Source organism: Desulfosudis oleivorans Hxd3, assembly GCF_000018405.1.
GTDB lineage: Bacteria > Desulfobacterota > Desulfobacteria > Desulfobacterales > Desulfosudaceae > Desulfosudis > Desulfosudis oleivorans.
In genome coordinates, this window is sequence record NC_009943.1 from 3312029 (window position 1) to 3328128 (window position 16100).

The 16100-nt window shown below is 56.8% G+C and carries 17 protein-coding genes; 10 read left to right on the plus strand and 7 right to left on the minus strand.

The genetic code is table 11. The features are described from left to right. Positions 1-8 precede the first annotated feature (8 nt). The gene (locus tag DOLE_RS14110; protein WP_012176158.1) at positions 9-596 is read right to left on the minus strand and encodes a 5-formyltetrahydrofolate cyclo-ligase; all 588 of its coding nucleotides are present in this window, start codon (positions 594-596) and stop codon (positions 9-11) included. Between the two features lie 211 nt (positions 597-807). On the opposite strand from DOLE_RS14110, the gene serS reads away from it, so the two are divergent. The 3 genes from serS to DOLE_RS14125 are packed head-to-tail and all read left to right on the plus strand — an operon-like array spanning position 808 to position 4330. After that, complete coding sequence (serS, locus tag DOLE_RS14115; protein WP_012176159.1) at positions 808-2085, plus strand: serine--tRNA ligase; 1278 nt, start codon at positions 808-810, stop codon at positions 2083-2085. Beyond that, the gene (gene thrC, locus DOLE_RS14120; RefSeq protein ID WP_012176160.1) at positions 2082-3587 is read left to right on the plus strand and encodes a threonine synthase; all 1506 of its coding nucleotides are present in this window, start codon (positions 2082-2084) and stop codon (positions 3585-3587) included. The genes serS and thrC overlap by 4 nt, the downstream gene beginning before the upstream one ends. Further along, positions 3584-4330 carry a tetratricopeptide repeat protein gene (locus DOLE_RS14125; RefSeq protein WP_012176161.1) on the plus strand — a complete coding sequence of 249 codons (747 nt, stop codon included), beginning with the start codon at positions 3584-3586 and terminating at the stop codon, positions 4328-4330. The genes thrC and DOLE_RS14125 overlap by 4 nt, the downstream gene beginning before the upstream one ends. 180 nt (positions 4331-4510) lie before the next feature. Here the strand turns inward: DOLE_RS14125 and DOLE_RS14130 are convergent, their stop codons facing one another. The 6 genes from DOLE_RS14130 to DOLE_RS14150 form a co-directional block, all read right to left on the minus strand. After that, positions 4511-5173: a CPBP family intramembrane glutamic endopeptidase gene (locus DOLE_RS14130; protein WP_012176162.1), complete on the minus strand. Its 663-nt coding sequence runs from the start codon at positions 5171-5173 to the stop codon at positions 4511-4513. A gap of 79 nt (positions 5174-5252) precedes the next feature. After that, positions 5253-6269 (minus strand): D-alanine--D-alanine ligase family protein, encoded by a 1017-nt coding sequence (locus DOLE_RS14135; protein ID WP_012176163.1) that lies wholly within the window; start codon positions 6267-6269, stop codon positions 5253-5255. 216 nt (positions 6270-6485) lie between these two features. Further along, a complete protein-coding gene (locus DOLE_RS18045) occupies positions 6486-6815 on the minus strand; it encodes a type II toxin-antitoxin system HicB family antitoxin (protein ID WP_012176164.1) in 330 nt (109 codons plus the stop codon). A 731-nt stretch (positions 6816-7546) separates the two neighbouring features. Then, complete coding sequence (locus DOLE_RS14140) at positions 7547-7843, minus strand: antitoxin (RefSeq protein ID WP_012176166.1); 297 nt, start codon at positions 7841-7843, stop codon at positions 7547-7549. Continuing rightward, entirely contained in the window at positions 7840-8112 is a 273-nt protein-coding gene (locus DOLE_RS14145; protein WP_012176167.1) for a toxin, read from the minus strand. Before DOLE_RS14145 ends, DOLE_RS14140 begins: the two co-directional genes overlap by 4 nt. Positions 8113-8527: 415 nt before the next feature. Continuing rightward, the gene (locus DOLE_RS14150; protein WP_012176168.1) at positions 8528-9355 is read right to left on the minus strand and encodes an SDR family NAD(P)-dependent oxidoreductase; all 828 of its coding nucleotides are present in this window, start codon (positions 9353-9355) and stop codon (positions 8528-8530) included. Between DOLE_RS14150 and DOLE_RS18300 the strand changes: the two genes are divergently transcribed. The 7 genes from DOLE_RS18300 (at position 9354) to scpB (ending at position 16003) form a co-directional block, all read left to right on the plus strand. Beyond that, the gene (locus DOLE_RS18300) at positions 9354-9548 is read left to right on the plus strand and encodes a hypothetical protein (RefSeq protein WP_153304443.1); all 195 of its coding nucleotides are present in this window, start codon (positions 9354-9356) and stop codon (positions 9546-9548) included. The two genes, DOLE_RS14150 and DOLE_RS18300, sit on opposite strands and share 2 nt — an antisense overlap. 33 nt (positions 9549-9581) lie before the next feature. Then, positions 9582-12272, plus strand: coding sequence for a CBS domain-containing protein (locus DOLE_RS14160; protein ID WP_012176169.1), 2691 nt, complete (start codon positions 9582-9584; stop codon positions 12270-12272). Positions 12273-12282: 10 nt separating this feature from the next. Next, positions 12283-12507, plus strand: a complete 225-nt coding sequence (locus DOLE_RS18305) for a hypothetical protein (RefSeq protein WP_153304445.1) — start codon at positions 12283-12285, stop codon at positions 12505-12507. 143 nt (positions 12508-12650) lie between these two features. Next, positions 12651-13349, plus strand: coding sequence for a site-2 protease family protein (locus DOLE_RS18525; protein ID WP_012176170.1), 699 nt, complete (start codon positions 12651-12653; stop codon positions 13347-13349). A gap of 25 nt (positions 13350-13374) precedes the next feature. Continuing rightward, complete coding sequence (gene trpS / locus DOLE_RS14170) at positions 13375-14364, plus strand: tryptophan--tRNA ligase (RefSeq protein WP_012176171.1); 990 nt, start codon at positions 13375-13377, stop codon at positions 14362-14364. Next, positions 14361-15107: a segregation and condensation protein A gene (locus DOLE_RS14175; protein ID WP_012176172.1), complete on the plus strand. Its 747-nt coding sequence runs from the start codon at positions 14361-14363 to the stop codon at positions 15105-15107. Before trpS ends, DOLE_RS14175 begins: the two co-directional genes overlap by 4 nt. Next, a complete protein-coding gene (gene scpB, locus DOLE_RS18055; RefSeq protein WP_012176173.1) occupies positions 15104-16003 on the plus strand; it encodes an SMC-Scp complex subunit ScpB in 900 nt (299 codons plus the stop codon). The genes DOLE_RS14175 and scpB overlap by 4 nt, the downstream gene beginning before the upstream one ends. Positions 16004-16100: the final 97 nt, after the last annotated feature.

Here is a 16100-nt window from a genome sequence, read left to right on the forward strand (position 1 = left end):
GAAGGCCGCTATATCTTGTAAATCACACGGTCCTCTGTGATGATGATATCAACATGCCGGTCAATGGACCCCTTGGGCACCTGGGCGATGATCTGGTCTTCAAAGGCCAGGGAGACCTTGCGGGTGGTGGCGGGCAGCTTGGGAATCAGTTTGTCGTAATAACCGGTGCCCAGGCCGATGCGGGCCCCTTTTTCATCAAACACCAGGCCGGGTATGATGGCGATTTCCACGCTGTCGATGGGCACCACTCTGCAACGGTTGGGATCGGCCACGGTTTCACCCCTGGGGCCGGTGATAAAATCAGCGGAAGGATCATTGAGCTTGAGCAGCCGAAGATCCTTTCGGTTGGTGTCGTCATAAGGCACCACGGCGACCTTGTTGCACGAAAAACAGTGCTTTATGATGCTGCGGGTGTCCACCTCGCCGGGTTTGTTAAGGTAAATAAACACCACCCGTGCTTCCATGAAGTTGGCAAAACCAAACAGCCGGGTCAATATCTGCCGGCTTTTCTGAGAGAGCTCATCTTTTGTGAACGCACCGATTTTTTTTACCACACCGGCGCTGAGCCCCTGTTTTATTTCCTTGACATCATCCATGACCTACCTCTATATGCTTTTATTCATTTTTCTATACAATGATTGAGAGGTTATCTATCATGATTCTGGTATTATGTCAACCATTAATAATCATTGACTAAAACATTCAGCCATGATACCAACAGAATACTTGAAAACCCTTGCCGGACGGCCCACCAGGGCCGGTTTCGACAAAACTCGCTTGAATGACTCATAAACAGATTGAACGCCCATGCTTGACAGCCGATTTGTAAGAGAACAGGCCGACAGGGCCAGGCAGGCCCTTGCGCATCGCAATGAAGACCCGGTCATGATTGACGCGTTTCTTGGATATGACACGGCCCGCAAGGATATTCTGGCCGAGATCGAAGCGTTACGGCACAAACGCAACGTGGCCTCCGACACCATCGCGCAAATGAAAAAGGCGGGGCAGACCGCGGATGAACCTATTGCCGCCATGCGCGAAGTGTCCGCAAAAATAAAGGAATTGGAGGTCCTGCTCGCCGAAAACCAGGAAAAAAGCGATGCCCTGCTGATGCGCATTCCCAATATCCCCCACGCGTCGGTTCCCATCGGTCCGGACGAAAGCGCCAACGTGACGGAAAGGGAGGTGGGCACCCCTCCGGCATTTGATTTTGCCCCCCGGCCCCACGAAGAGATCGGTGAGGCCCTGGGCATTTTCGATTTTGCAAGGGCCGCCAAGATCGCCGGCGCCCGGTTTCCCCTGTACAAGGGGGCCGGCGCTCTGATGGAGCGGGCCCTGATCAACTTCATGCTGGACATTCACACCACGGAGCACGGCTACACCGAGTGCCTGCCGCCCCTGATGGTAAATGCCAAAACCATGACCGGCACGGGCCAGCTGCCCAAGTTTGAAGAGGACCTGTTCAAGCTGGAACGGTGGGGGTTTTACCTGATTCCCACAGCCGAAGTGCCGGTGACCAACATCTTTGCCGACGAAATTCTCAACGAGGCAGACCTGCCCATCAAATACACGGCCTATACTCCCTGTTTCCGATCCGAAGCCGGTTCCTACGGCAAGGACACCAAGGGGCTGATCCGCCAGCACCAGTTCAACAAGGTGGAACTGGTCAAATTTGCCCATCCGGAACACTCCTACGACGAGCTGGAAAAACTGCTGGCCGATGCGGAAACTATTTTACAGCGATTGGGCCTGGCCTACCGGGTGATCACCCTCTGTTCCGGTGATATGGGATTTTCCGCGGCCAAAACCTATGACATAGAGGTGTGGTTTCCCGCCCAGAACCGGTACAGGGAGATCTCCTCATGCAGTAACTTCGAGGACTTCCAGGCCCGGCGGGCCAACATCCGGTTCAAGCGGCCCGGCCAGAAAGGCACCGGGTTTGTTCATACATTAAACGGTTCAGGGCTGGCCGTGGGCAGGACCCTGGCCGCCATACTGGAAAATTTTCAGACAAAAGAGGGCGCCGTTGAGATTCCCGATACCCTGCGGCCTTACATGAGAAACATGGCGGTCCTGTCATTATGAACCCTTCCGACTTTCCATGCGATGTACAGCCCCACCTGGTGCCCCGGCCCGGGGGCGACATGGTGTATAAATGCCTTGGGTGCGACGCCACCCACGACATCAACACCCTTCTATACACCTGCCCTTCCTGCAACAGCGTGCTGCTGATCGAGGACCGGGACTTTGACCGGCACAGGGCCATCCCCGGCCCCCTGTGGCGAAAGATTTTCGATTTTCGAAAAAGCCTCAACATCCCCGCTTTAAAAGGGGTCTACCGGTTTCACGAGTTTATCGGCCCGGACCTGCCCCTGGAAGCGGTGGTATGGCTGGGTGAAGGCGGTACCCCGGTGGTTGAAGCCAGCCCGCTCCTTCAGCAGAAGGTGGGAATCCGCCTCTTTTTCAAAAACGACGGCCAGAATCCCAGCGCCTCTTTCAAGGACCGGGGCATGGCCAGCGCCTTTTCCCGTATTAATTTTCTTTTGCAAAGCGGCATCCTCTCCAACGTGCTGGCTGTGTGCGCCTCCACAGGGGACACGTCGGCATCGGCGGCCCTCTATGCCGCCTATCTCAAGCCCCGGGTCACATCCGCCGTTCTTCTTCCTCACGGCAAGGTCACACCCCAGCAGCTTTCCCAGCCCCTGGGCAACGGGGCCGCCGTGTTTGAAATTGCCGGCGTGTTTGACGACTGCATGAAGGTGGTCGAAGAATTGTCCGAAAACTACAACGTGGCCCTGCTCAACTCCAAAAATGCCTGGCGCATTCTGGGTCAGGAGTCCTACTCTTATGAAATCGCCCAGGATTTTTCCTACGACACCCGGAATCTGACCGTTGTGGTGCCCATCGGCAATGCCGGCAACATCACGGCGGTGATGAACGGCTTCTTAAAATTTTTCCGAATCGGCATTATCAATGCCCTGCCCAAAATCATCGGGGTCCAGTCCGACCACGCCAGCCCGGTGTTCCAGTACTACAGAGAGCCCGACCCGGCCCGGCGCCGGTTTGCCCCGGTGACGGTCAAACCCAGCGTGGCACAGGCCGCCATGATCGGCAACCCGGTCTCCATGCCGCGGGTGATCCGTCTGGCCGACCGGTATGACCAGGCCGCCGGCCAACGGCGGGTGTTCGTGGTGGAAGTATCTGAGCAGCAGATCATGGACTGGCAGCTGACGGCCAACCGGCACGGCAACATCGTCTGCACCCATGGCGGCGAAAGCCTGGCCGGCCTGGTAACGGCACGGCAGCAGGGCCTGGTAACCGACGACGACATGGCGGTCCTGGACTCCACGGCCCACATGCTCAAGTTCTCCAATTTTCAACAGATGTACTTTGAAAACGCTTTTCCGGCCCATTACGGGGTGACGCCGGACCCGGCCCTTGTCAATGCCCCGCAGCTGGTTGAGGTTCCCGGCATTGCCACGCCGGCGGACCGGGAGACACTGAGCGGGCCGGAGATGACAACATTTGTCAGAAAAACCGCTGATGAGATTGCAAACCGGCTTGGCTTGAAAAGGACAAAACAATGAAACGACTTGTCTGTCTTCTGTTGCTGTTGATAATGGTGGTTTCCGGCTGCGCCTCGGCCAAAACAAAAAAAGAGCAGGCCGACAAAACCCGAAGCCTGGGAGAGGCCTTTCTGGTGGAGGAGAAATACCCGCTGGCCTTTAAGGAATTTGAAAAGGCAAAGGCCTTAAACCCCAAGGATCCCCTGCTCTATTATGACTACGGCCTTTTATACCACAATCGCAAAGAGTTTGACATGGCCATCGAGTCTTACAAAAAGGCCATTGCCCTCAAACCGGACTTTGCCACGGCCATCAACAACCTGGGGGTGCTGTACATGGAAAAGGAGGAGTGGGACAAGGCCATTATCACCCTTACCCCCATTTCTGAAAGCTTTATCTATGCCACGCCCCACTTTCCCAACTTCCTGCTGGGACAGGCCTACTACCATAAAAAAGAGTATGCAAAAGCGGTGGAAAAATTTCAAAAGGCCCTTGAGCTTCAGCCGGATTACGTGTTTGCCGGCCACTGGCTGGGCAAAACCTACATGGCCATGGGCCAGGCGCCCCGGGCGGTCAAAATTCTTGAGAACACCGTTGAAAAGGGACCGGCTGTAGCGGTGTTCCATCTGGACCTGGGCCGGGCCTATAGAATGACCGGCAACATGAAAAAGGCGGAGGCCGCCTTTTCCCAGGCCGCATCCCTTGCCACGGACGAAGACCTGAAAAAAGAGGCATTACAAGAACGGGCGTCGGTGCGGGGGTAAAAACGCGAAATATGTATTTTTAAAAATGGTCTTTATCGTTATCTCCTGAGGCCGAAGCCTTCCAAAAAAAAATATCCGGGCTTGGATGGCTTTGTAAAAAGTTCAAGATCAAGGCGCCGCACAAGGAAGCCCGCAATTTGACGAGAGAGATTGCGGAAAAAGGCCATTTATGGGTGGAAACTAGTTGAACCAGACGTAGTCCGTAAAAATATGCCCGAAAACCAGGGGCCACAGGTTCCGCATGACCAGAAAGGCCGCGCCGTTGAACAGGCCGAAAACATAGGTGGCCAGAAGGTTGGAAGGCCCTCCCTCCCAGTGCACCATGGCAAAGACCAGCGGTGAGAAAATCATGTAGATCACGGCCGGCCGCGCGAAAAACCGCGACACCCGGTGAATGAACCCCCGAAAGTACAACTCTTCCACGATACCCGCGCTCAGGCTGAAATAGAGGGAGACCACCACCTTCATAACGCCTTTGGTGGGCACAATGGTCTCATACTGAAAGTAGGGGGCCGATGGCAGCAGGGCTTCGAAAAACTTGTAGGTGTACTTGTACACCCACAGGTTGAGCGGGCAGAAGACCAGGCATATGACGGCCACCAGCAGCAAATTCTTTCTTCCGAAAATCCGCGCGTCCAGCCCCAGGTCGGAAAGGCTCAGCCCGTTTCGTCCGGCCACGGAAAACACCAGTACCGGAATCAGCACCCAGGAGACCAGCTCAAAGCTCCAGTAGGCAACAGCGCTTGCGTGAATCAGGGAGTTGACCCAGCCATTGATCAGAAACGGCACAATGCCCAGGCAGAGCAGCAGCAGGTAGAGGTGTTTTTGACGGTTCTGGTCCAATTCCGGCTCCGGAAATGAGTTGTCAGATTGCTCACACTATCTTTTATTCCATTGAAATGTCAACGGGAAAGACGAAACCTTATCTTGCGCTCAGCCGGTCCATGGCAGTCTCAATAAGCCTTTTGAGCAGGCCCTGGTAGTCGATGCCCGCGGCCCGGGCCGACATGGGAAAATAGGAGGTCATGGAGCCTTCCGGCGGAATCATGCCCGGCGGCGAGTTGACATCAATGACATAGGGAGTGCCCGCCATGTCGCACCGCAGGTCGATACGGCACCAGTCGCAAATGCCCAGGGCTTTCCACGCGGCCCGCACGGTCTGCTCCAGCCGCTCTTGTAAGCCCGGTGCCACAGGCGCCGGGCAGATCAGGTGGTGGGACTCGGCCTGCTCCTCAAATATCCACTTGACCTCAAGAGAATCAATGCGGGCATAGCCTTCGGGCAGGCGGGAAAAATCCGGTTCGATGATCGGGAATATCTCAGGAGGATTTCCCATCATGGGAATAGAAAACTCCCGGCCGTCTAAAAAAGGCTGAACCAGGGCCGGCTCGCCAAAGGTGGCCATCACCCGGCCCACCTGTCGGTAAAGAGCCGCCTCGTCCCGCACCACGCTGTCGGATGTGATGCCGGCCGACGAGCCCTGGGCCACGGGCTTGACGATCAGGGGAAAGGCCAGCCCGCTTTGCAGCGGTTCGTCGCCGGTTTCAAACACCTGGGAGCAAAGCACCGGCACGTTGCAGGCCGACAGCACCTGCTGCATGCGGGCCTTGTCCAGGATCAGGGCCTGGGTCAGGGGACCGGAGCCGGTGTAGGGAAGCCGAAGCATCTCCAGCATGGCCGGCACCTGGGCATACCGGGCCTGGCCGTAAATACCGATTGAGTAGTTAAAAACCAGGTCGATACTGTCACGGTTTTCATAGAGTTTGATATACGCATCCGGATCGGCTTCAATGGGAATGACGTCAAACCCGCATTCGCGCAGGTGAGCCGTCATGGCCGCAATGGTTTCCGGATCATCAAAATCGGCCTCGACCTGGGTTTCCGGTCGGTCAGGATCGGGGTACTGGTGACGGACATTGTAAAGGAAGGCTAATTTCATATCTATTTACCTGACTCCTTACTCTTATTCTTACTCTTACTCCCCACCATCGAAATCGCTATCGCTATCGGGATCGGGATCGGTCCGATTACAGGCACCCACAAAGGATCGGGTTTCATCGGACCGGAATGGACCGCAGGGGCGCAACGTCTGGCATCAGCGCCACGGTGTTTTTTGTGTTCTGCTGGATGCCCTGGTTGTGTGGCGATTGTAATTTTATTGGCTTAACTTAGAACTGGCGATTCGATTAAGGCTAACGCCTGATTCGGCGGCCTGAATGGCAAGCTTCCGATGGACTTCGGGCGGAATCCTGACCATAAATTTACCACTGTAATTTTTGCCTGCAATTGGTTCAGGAACAGGTTCATGATTCCCGCTCATATCCGACACAACTTCGGCAACCAATCGTCGAATTCCTTTCAGCGCCTTTTCAGGTGTATTGTCCAGCCAACTTAAACTTGGAAATTCAGCACAAATACCAACATACTCATTATCGTCTTCAGACCATGTAACTCGGTATGTATATTTATCATTTTTTTGTGCCATAATTCACCTCCAATTTTTCAAGAGCCAGTAATACCTGTTTAACTTGGTATGCTTTGGCTTTACCCCGGTCACTTTGAATGTTTATTCTTGGATCACCCTGCCAGGGTGTTTTGTATATCCGGTGACTGGTTTTCTTCTGGCGAGCCTCGCCGAAATAAAAATCACAGACTTTACATAAATCCGAAAATCGTACATCCTTCGGATTTTGGTTCATTTGCCTAAGTATGCCATCGAATTTAGCCATCGGCTACAATAGTATCATTATTGATATCATTGTCAAGAAAATTTTATATTTAAGGCGAATGATTTATCCACATGAACGTTTGTAGAATCGTGGTCTGCCGTTTGAGTTGCCGCACTGGGGTGCGGCGCTCCCGGGTGTGCACGGCCGGCTTTTCTTTGTAGGAGTACTGCATCCCGGTGCCGCTTATTCTTTAACGGGTGGCACGGGCACCCATCAGAGGCCGGCCGCTGATACCGTCCTGCCGAATGCCCTTACGGGCACACTACAAACCTGGATGTTTTAAGCCCGGCCCGTCTCCACAATGACGCCCCCGCCCATTGCGGCGCAGTCACGCATCGGCGTGATTTTTCCGAAGAGAGCGGGCAGGTAATGTAGGGGCGGCCGGCGGCCGCCCGACTGATGGGCAACCACAGGTTGCCCCTACAAAAACGCCGCAGGCGTGACTTCCCTCGCGCGAACCCCCAAATTCCAATTTTTGGAAATGGCCTTATGCCTTCGGGGTCAGGGAGCCGTTTAAATACTTGTGAATGATGCTGGAGATAAAAGTCTGGTAGGGAATCCCCTCTTCAATGGCCTTAAGCTGGATTTGCTGATAGTCCTTCTGGCTCAGCCGCAGATTAATCCGCTTGTCTTTTTTAAGAGTGTTCCGGGCCGCGGCCAGGGCTTTTTCCTTTTCCCGGTTCAGGTTTTTAACAGGCCGCCACGCCTCCTGCTCAATCGACTCCATCAGATCTTTTTCTTCTTTATCAACCGGATCAAATATTTTTTTGTCTTTTTTTGTCATTCATCCTCCTTCAGACCGTATCGCCTTGCGTATTTCCGGCTTGGAAAGGCGGTTTTAAGAAATATCTCATCGCCCTTTTCCACATAAGGCACAACCACGGCATAGCCGTCTATCTCCACAATATAAATTTTCTGGCCGGCCCGTTTCGGGTGTTCTTCAATGCCAAGAAGATGGCCGGATTCAATCATAAAGACAATCTGTTCAAACGACAGGCCCCGGCTGGCCTTCAGTTGTTCGTTTTTTTCAAGGCTCCAGTTGAAATATTGCATGGCTCCACCATAGCCTTTTGTCTGCCTTTTGTCAACACGTCCGGGCCACGGACAGAGCGCAAACTTACTCGTGAACATCAGTCCGGGAATGCGGCACGGGCAAGCTGTCGCCTGGCCCGTGCCACCCATCAGAGGCCGGCAGCTGGTACCGTTCTGCCGAATGCCCTTACGGGCACACTACAAACCTGAATGTTTTAAGCCCGGCCCGTCTCCACAATGACGCCCCCGCCCATTGCGGCGCAGCCGAGTGAGAAGAGTTTTTCGGGAAAAGCGAAAATGCTGTCTGAGCCACGCTGAAAGCGGGGCGAGTTCATTTTCGCGCCGAAAAATTCTTCGAGCGAGGGAAGCCGAAGGCCAAGCCGCAGGGCGCGGTTCTTTTGGTACTTTTCTTGCCGCCAAGAAAAGTACACAACGTCTACAGTGACAGCTTTGCCCCAATGCGCAGGATCAGGTTGTAGAGGCCCGGGGAGAGGCGCTTTAAATACCACTGGGCCCATGCTTCCGGCCCCACCGGCACCAGGGCCTTGTTCTTTCGAACACCTTTAAGCACCGCCTTTGCCACCCGTTCCGGGGGCCAGCCGAACCGTTTGTAAAAAGCGGCCATCTTTTCCTGGTCGGCCTTGGCGCCGGGCAGCAGGGTGGATTTGCCGTCTTTCACGATGTTGGTGTTGATAAAACCGGGGCAGATGGTGGTGACGCCGATGTTGTGGCGGCGCAGCTCAGCCCGCAGCAGTTCCAGGTAGCCGGCCACGGCGAACTTGGAGGCGGTGTAGGCCCCCAGGCCGGGCAGGCCGAAATAGCTGGCCGCGCTGGCCGTGACCACGATATGGCCGAAATGCTGTTTGATCATGTGGGGCAGGAAAAAGCCGACACTGTAAACCACGTGCCAGAAGTTGACGGCCATCACCTTTTCAAAGTCCGCCATGGGGAAAACTTCCAGGGGACCGCCGTAGCCGATGCCCGCGTTGGCGTGCAGCACATCCACCCGGCCATGGGTATCGATGACAAACCGGCACAGATCTTCCAGTTGAGCCTTGTCGGCCACGTCCACCACTCTGGAAGAGGCCCGTGCCCCCATTCGCACAAGTTCGTCTTCAACCGCTGCCAGCCTTTCAGCGTGAATATCGGTGATCACCACGCAGGCCCCCTCTTTTGCAAAGGCATGGGCTGCAGCCCGGCCGATGCCGGACCCCGCGCCGGTAATCACCACGACCTTGTCTTTCAGTTCACGAATACCGGGCATGGCAAAATCCTCCTTCCGACTGGTTTTATTGTTGAATCAACCATGCACCGGTTGTAAAAAACAAGTCAAGAAGAAAATGGTTCCGGCCCTTTTTCACCATCCGTTGCTTGATAAAAAAGACGATATGCCCTATTGTCAGCCTGATATTCAAATATCGACCGGCCCTGGGGGCGATCATGTCGACAATGATTGAGAACACCCGCGCAGGTGACAAGGACCATTCCTGGTGAACCAGACAGCAGACAAAGACGGCCTCACGGTCGTCTCCACCCACATCAACGCCGACTTTGACGCCATCGCCTCGGTGCTGGCGGCCCAGAAGCTCTACCCCGGCTCCATCGTGGTGCTGCCCGGCTCCAGCGAAAAGAACCTGCGCAACTTCTTCATCAATTCCATGGCCTACCTGTTCAACATGAGCGACATCGGCCAGATCGACGGGCCAAAGGTCTCCCGGCTGGTGCTGGTGGACACCAGCCAGAAGGACCGCATCGGGAAAGCGGCCGACCTGCTGGCCAACCCGGGCCTGGAGGTCCATGTGTACGACCACCACCCGGCCGCCGACGGTGACGTGACCGCCGACCTTCGGGTCTACGAGGCCACCGGGGCAACGGTGTCGATTCTGGCAAAAATGCTTCAGGAGCAAAACATCCCCATCTCACCGGACGAAGCCACGGTGATGTGCCTGGGCATCTATGAGGACACCGGCAGCTTCACCTTTACCTCCACCACGCCCAAGGATTTTAGCGCCGCCGCCTTTTTTCTTGAAAAAGGGGCCAGCATCAACACCATCGCCAACATCGTCTCCCGGGAGATGACCCCGGAGCAGGTGGGCATTCTGAACAACATGATCAACAACTCCCGGACCCACAAGATCAACGGCATGGACGTGACCCTTGCCTCCATCTACACCGAGGAGTATGTGCCGGACTTTGCCTTCCTGGTTCACAAGATGCAGAAGATGAAGGGCATCAACGTTTTGTTCGCCCTGGCCCAGATGGGCAACAAGGTCTATATCGTGGGCCGCTCCAAGGCGGACGAGGTGGATGCCGGCCAGATTCTCAACCCCTTTGGCGGCGGGGGCCACCCCTTTGCCGCTTCGGCCAGCATCAAGCACATGGCCCTGCCCCAGGTGGAGCAGGAGCTGCTGGCCATCCTGCGCATGCAGGTCCGCAAAACCACCCTGGCCAGGGAAATCATGTCCACGCCGGTGGTCGCGGCCACCCCGGACATCTCCTGCCGGGCCGCCGGGGAGCTTTTGACCCGCTACAACATAAACGCCCTGCTGGTCACCGAAAAACCGGAGGCCAAAGGAAGGCTCCTGGGGTTTATCACGCGCCAGGTGATAGAAAAGATCCTCTATCACAAGCTGGAGGAAGCGCCGGTAAGTGAATACATGAACACCGACCTCTCTCTGGCCGGGCCCGACGACGAGCTGGCCGATATTCAGCGCAAGATCATTGAAAACAGCCAGCGCCTGCTGCCCGTGGTGGAAAACGGGGCCGTCATCGGTGTGATCACCCGCACCGACCTGCTCAACACCCTGGTCTACCAGCGGGAGGCGGGCAACCAGCGACAGCCGGCCCCCACCCAGATTCAGGCCCATCCCAAGACCCGGGACATCAAACGGATGATGAACGAGCGGCTGACGCCCCCTGTTCTGGACATTCTCAAAAACGCGGGCAACACCGCCGCGGAGCTGGAATACAGCGCCTACGTGGTGGGCGGATTCGTGCGGGACCTGTTTCTTTCCCGGTCCACCGAGGATGTGGACATCGTGATCGAAGGCGACGGCATCGCCTTTGCCAGGGAGTTTGCCGGCCGAATGAAGGCCCGGGTCCACTACTACAAAAAGTTCGGCACCGCGGTGATCACCTTTGCCGACGGTTCCAAGATCGACGTGGCCTCGGCCCGGCTGGAGTATTACCAGTTTCCCGCGGCCCTGCCCACCGTGGAGATGAGCTCCATCAAGCTGGATCTGTTCCGCCGGGATTTTACCATCAACACCCTGGCCGTTTGCCTGAACCCGGACAAGTTCGGCCTGCTGGTGGACTTTTTCTCGGCCCAGCGGGACATCAAGGAAAAGACCATCCGCGTGCTGCACAGCTTAAGCTTTGTGGAAGACCCCACCCGCATCTTCCGGGCCGTGCGGTTTGAGCAGCGGTTCGGGTTTACCATCGGCAAGATGACTGAAGGGCTGATCAAAAACGCGGTAAAAATGGAGTTCTTCCGGCGCTTAAGCGGCCACCGGGTCTTTGGCGAGCTGCGGCAGATCCTGGAAGAGGATGATCCGGTGCCGGCCATTGAGCGGCTGGCCGAGTTCAATCTGCTGGTCTCCCTGCACGAGGCCCTGAAAATCGACAAGAAGACCGTGGCCGCGCTGCACGCCACCCGGGAGGTGGTATCGTGGTACGACCTGCTGTTCGTGGACAAGCCCTACATGAAGTGGATGGTCTACCTGATGGTCCTGATGCGGGGCATGGCCCAGCAGACCACCGAGGATCTGTGCGACCGGCTGGAGCTGCCGCCCCGCCACCGGGAGATGGCCGACGCCGGCCGGCGCGAGGCAGACACCTTTCTCCACTGGATTCAGCGCAATCCGGGGATCAAAAACAGCGAGCTCTACCAGCGGCTGTTCGGCTTCAGGGTGGAGCAGATGCTGTATGTCATGTCCGTGACCGACAGCGACACCGTGAAAAAACACATCTCCCGCTACATCCTGACCCTGCAGCACGTTGCGCCCCTGATCAAGGGCAAGGACTTAAACGAGATCGGCATCGCCCCGGGCCCGCTCTACAGCGAAATTTTAAGAAAGATCCTCTACGCCCGGCTGGATGAAAAGGTCCGCACCCGGGAGGACGAGCTGGAATTTGCCATGCGCTACGCAAATGACCCCGACGGCTGGTGGAAACGCAGGTAGTGTACTTTTCTTGGCGGCAAGAAAAGTACCAAAAGAACCGGCCCTGCAGCTTGGCCTGCGGCTGCCCTCGCGCAAACGCTTTTTCCGGCGCGGGCAGGAACTCGTTCGCCTGCGGCGAACTCAAACAGCCTGCCCGCTGTTTTCCGGAAAAATCATTCGCGCTCGGCGGCGCTGCAATGGGCAGGGAAAAATGTTTTCCGTCATTGCGGGGCGTGAAACGACGAAGCAATCTTGATCATACGAGGCACGGCTGAAAGAGATTGCTTCGCTCCCTGCGGTCGCTCGCAATGACGAATAGGACGGTCGGATATTGCTTTGCGTCCTTTGCGGTGAATTTAAATTTTAATATTTTTCTAAGATTAAGGGTGTTAAACTAATATGTTTGAAACGATCAACCGGATTGTGATCATGGCCCTGCCTGTTCTGTTTGCCGTGGGCATTCACGAGGCGGCCCACGGGTTTGCCGCTTGGAAAATGGGCGACGACACCGCTGCCCGGGCCGGCCGTATCACCTTAAATCCCCTTCGCCACATCGACATTGTGGGGTCCATCATTCTGCCGCTGCTGCTGGTGCTTGCCAGGGCCCCTTTTGTGTTCGGCTATGCCAAGCCGGTACCCATCAACCCGGGCCTGTTCCGGGAATACAAAAAAGGGGTGATCGTGGTCTCCCTGGCCGGCATCTGCGCCAACCTGGTCTGCCTGGCCGCCTCGGGCATCCTGTTCCGCCTGGTGCTGGCCGGTGCCCGGGCCTGGGCCACGGCCGGCTCCCCGGCCGCCATGGTGGCCTCGCAACTCCTGCTGCTGCTCTGGTTTTCCGTGCTGATCAACGCGGTGCTGGCCGTGTTCAACATGATTCCCCTTCCACCCCTGGACGGCAGCCGGGTGATCACCGTGTTCCTGCCGGTTGGCCTTCAAAAACGGGTTGCATCCATGGAACGCTTCGGTATAATGATCCTTCTGTTTTTATTTATTATTAAGGCGGACGTGGTGTTCAGCGTCATCAACGCCCTGATAACCCCGCTGGTCGTCCTGGCCCTGGGCCAGGACGGGGTTGCCCTGATGGCCACGGGATTCTGACGCAGCAACAGTATACGGAGCGGTAATGAGCGGAAAAAAACGAATATTAAGCGGCATGCGGCCCACGGGCCCGCTGCATCTGGGCAACCTGCACGGCGCCTTGAACCAGTGGGTGGCCCTGCAGGACGAGTACGAATGTTTCTATTTTGTGGCCGACTGGCACGCGTTGACCAGCAACTACGAAGACCCGGTGGGGCTTGACGAATTTACCCTGGAGATGGCCGCGGACTGGCTTTCCGCCGGCCTGTCGCCGGAAAAGAGCACCCTGTTTGTCCAGTCCCATGTCAAGGAGCATGCCGAGCTGTTTCTGATTCTTTCCATGATCACGCCCCTGTCCTGGCTGGAGCGCAACCCCACTTATAAGGATCAGATGGCCCAGTTGGTGGGAAAAGATGTCTCCACTTTCGGATTTCTGGGCTATCCGGTGTTGCAGGCCGCGGACATCATCATGTACCTGGCCGACGCGGTGCCGGTGGGGGAAGACCAAATTCCCCACGTGGAGATCACCCGGGAGATCGCCCGGCGGTTCAACCACCTGTACGGCCCGGTGTTCCGGGAGCCCCAGGTCCTGCTGACAAAGGCCACGGCCCGCATCCTGGGCATTGACCGCCGCAAGATGAGCAAGAGCTACGACAACGCCATCTACCTGGGCGACCCGCCGGAAACCATTGCCGAGCGCACCAGTCGCATGATCACCGACCCCCAGCGGGCCAGAAAAAGCGACCCCGGCGACCCCGGCGTGTGCAACGTGTTCGAGTTTCACAAGCTTTACACCGACCCCGAAAAGGTCAAAGAGATTGATGCCGGGTGCCGGTCAGCGGCCCTGGGATGCGTGGAATGCAAAAAGAACCTGGCCGTTTCCCTGGCCGAGGGGCTTGCCCCCATCCGCGAAAAGCGGGCCCATTACATGGAGCGGCCCGACCAGGTGAAACAGATTCTGGCCGACGGCACCCAAAAAGCCCGGGCCGTGGCCCGGCAGACCATGGAAGCGGTGCGGGCCGGGGTACGGCTGTGATCGAAACGGTTTCGGAAAAAAGGCGGGCCATGCGGCAGGACGATACCTACAAGGTCAAGACCGACATCTTTGAAGGCCCCATGGACCTGCTGGTGCACCTCATCAAGAAAAACGAGGTGAGCATCTACGACATTCCCATTGCCGACATCACCCGCCAGTTTCTGGAATACATCGAGTGGCTGAAGCTGATGAACATCGACGTGGCCGGCGATTTTCTCTACATGGCGGCCATTCTCACCAACATCAAGTCCCGCACCCTGCTCCCCTCCCACAACGGGCCGGACGATGACGAAGACCCGCGCATGGAGATCACCCGTGCCCTTGAAGAGTACATGCAGATCAAGAACGCGGCCGAAACCTTGAGCAGCCGGGACATTCTCAATGAAGACACATTTGTGCGGGCCTCGGACCGAAAGGCCCTGACCGCCGAGGCCGACGACGGCATGATCGTGGTGGGGCTGTTTGAACTGATCGACGCGTTTCAGAACATCCTGGACCGGCTGCCGTCCTCCACCACCCTCTCCCTGTCCGCCGAAGTCATCTCCATCAAGGAGCGCATCTCCCAGATCGTGGACATTCTCGAAAAGAACCGGTCGGTCACCTTTGACCAGCTGTTTGAGGAAAACTATACCAAAAGCGATATCGTGGTCACCTTTCTGGCCCTGCTGGAAATGGTGAAACTGAGCATTGTCGCTGTGCGGCAGCATACGCACAACGGCGTGATAAGGCTGTTTTACCAATGAACCCAACGGAACTGAAAAACATCATTGAAAGTCTGCTGTTCGTCACCGACACGCCGCTGAGCCCATCGGCCGTCAAGAAGGTGGTCACGGACAGCGACATTGGTGAAATTCGCCAGGCCCTGGCCGAGTTGAAGGCGGAGTATGAGGCCCGGCAGGGCGGCTTTGTCCTGAGCGAGGTGGCCGATGGCTACCAGTTTCGCACCCGGAGCGCCTACAAAGAGTGGATCAAACGCATGTTCAAACCGCCGCCCACCCGGCTGGGCAAGGCGGCCCTGGAAACCCTGGCCATCATTGCCTATCACCAGCCGGTGATCCGGGCCGACGTGGAAAAAATCCGGGGCGTGGACTCCGGCGCCATCCTGCGCACCCTGCTGGAGCGCAAGCTGATCCGCATCCTGGGAAAAAAGGAGATCCCCGGCCGGCCCCTGATATATGCCACCACCCAGCGGTTTTTAGAGGTGTTCAACCTGCGCAGCCTGCGGGACATGCCCACCCTCAAGGAGATTCAGGACTTTGCCCGAAGCGACGATGACGAAATGGATCCCCCCCTGGTGGAGACCGACGTTGCCGAATTCGAGGAACCGACGCCGGACAGCACAAACAATGAAATGACGGAAAGCGATACACCGACCGACGAGGCCCCGGCTGACGAGACTTCGGCGGACGAGGCCCCATCACCGGACGATACCCTGTCAGACGCCCCAACGGAGGAAGACACACCCGCGGATTACGGGTCAGCGGCCCCGGACCGGGAAGCCGGCACCCCGGAATCGGCGGACGAGGCGGAGGAAGCGGCCCAAATGCCGGCAGCAGCCCCTGAAGACGGTAAAAACGAACCGCCGGATTCGACGCCTACCGGGGAAAAAGAAAACAGCGATTTTGAAAATGATGCTTGACCTTGGATCAACTATTATTTATTTATAGGGGTACGCCGGGCGGCGGTAAACATTCAGCTCCCGGCCAAAGGACCCGGACCGGGAAAAGGCCGGGGCC

Bases quoted from the DNA above. Each gene is read 5' to 3' on its own strand.
- DOLE_RS14110 (WP_012176158.1), bottom strand. From the start codon at position 596: ATGGATGATGTCAAGGAAATAAAACAGGGGCTCAGCGCCGGTGTGGTA.
- serS (WP_012176159.1), top strand. From the start codon at position 808: ATGCTTGACAGCCGATTTGTAAGAGAACAGGCCGACAGGGCCAGGCAG.
- thrC (WP_012176160.1), top strand. From the start codon at position 2,082: ATGAACCCTTCCGACTTTCCATGCGATGTACAGCCCCACCTGGTGCCC.
- DOLE_RS14125 (WP_012176161.1), top strand. From the start codon at position 3,584: ATGAAACGACTTGTCTGTCTTCTGTTGCTGTTGATAATGGTGGTTTCC.
- DOLE_RS14135 (WP_012176163.1), bottom strand. From the start codon at position 6,269: ATGAAATTAGCCTTCCTTTACAATGTCCGTCACCAGTACCCCGATCCT.
- DOLE_RS18045 (WP_012176164.1), bottom strand. From the start codon at position 6,815: ATGGCACAAAAAAATGATAAATATACATACCGAGTTACATGGTCTGAA.
- DOLE_RS14140 (WP_012176166.1), bottom strand. From the start codon at position 7,843: ATGACAAAAAAAGACAAAAAAATATTTGATCCGGTTGATAAAGAAGAA.
- DOLE_RS14145 (WP_012176167.1), bottom strand. From the start codon at position 8,112: ATGCAATATTTCAACTGGAGCCTTGAAAAAAACGAACAACTGAAGGCC.
- DOLE_RS18300 (WP_153304443.1), top strand. From the start codon at position 9,354: ATGGCAAAATCCTCCTTCCGACTGGTTTTATTGTTGAATCAACCATGC.
- DOLE_RS14150 (WP_012176168.1), bottom strand. From the start codon at position 9,355: ATGCCCGGTATTCGTGAACTGAAAGACAAGGTCGTGGTGATTACCGGC.
- DOLE_RS18525 (WP_012176170.1), top strand. From the start codon at position 12,651: ATGTTTGAAACGATCAACCGGATTGTGATCATGGCCCTGCCTGTTCTG.
- trpS (WP_012176171.1), top strand. From the start codon at position 13,375: ATGAGCGGAAAAAAACGAATATTAAGCGGCATGCGGCCCACGGGCCCG.
- scpB (WP_012176173.1), top strand. From the start codon at position 15,104: ATGAACCCAACGGAACTGAAAAACATCATTGAAAGTCTGCTGTTCGTC.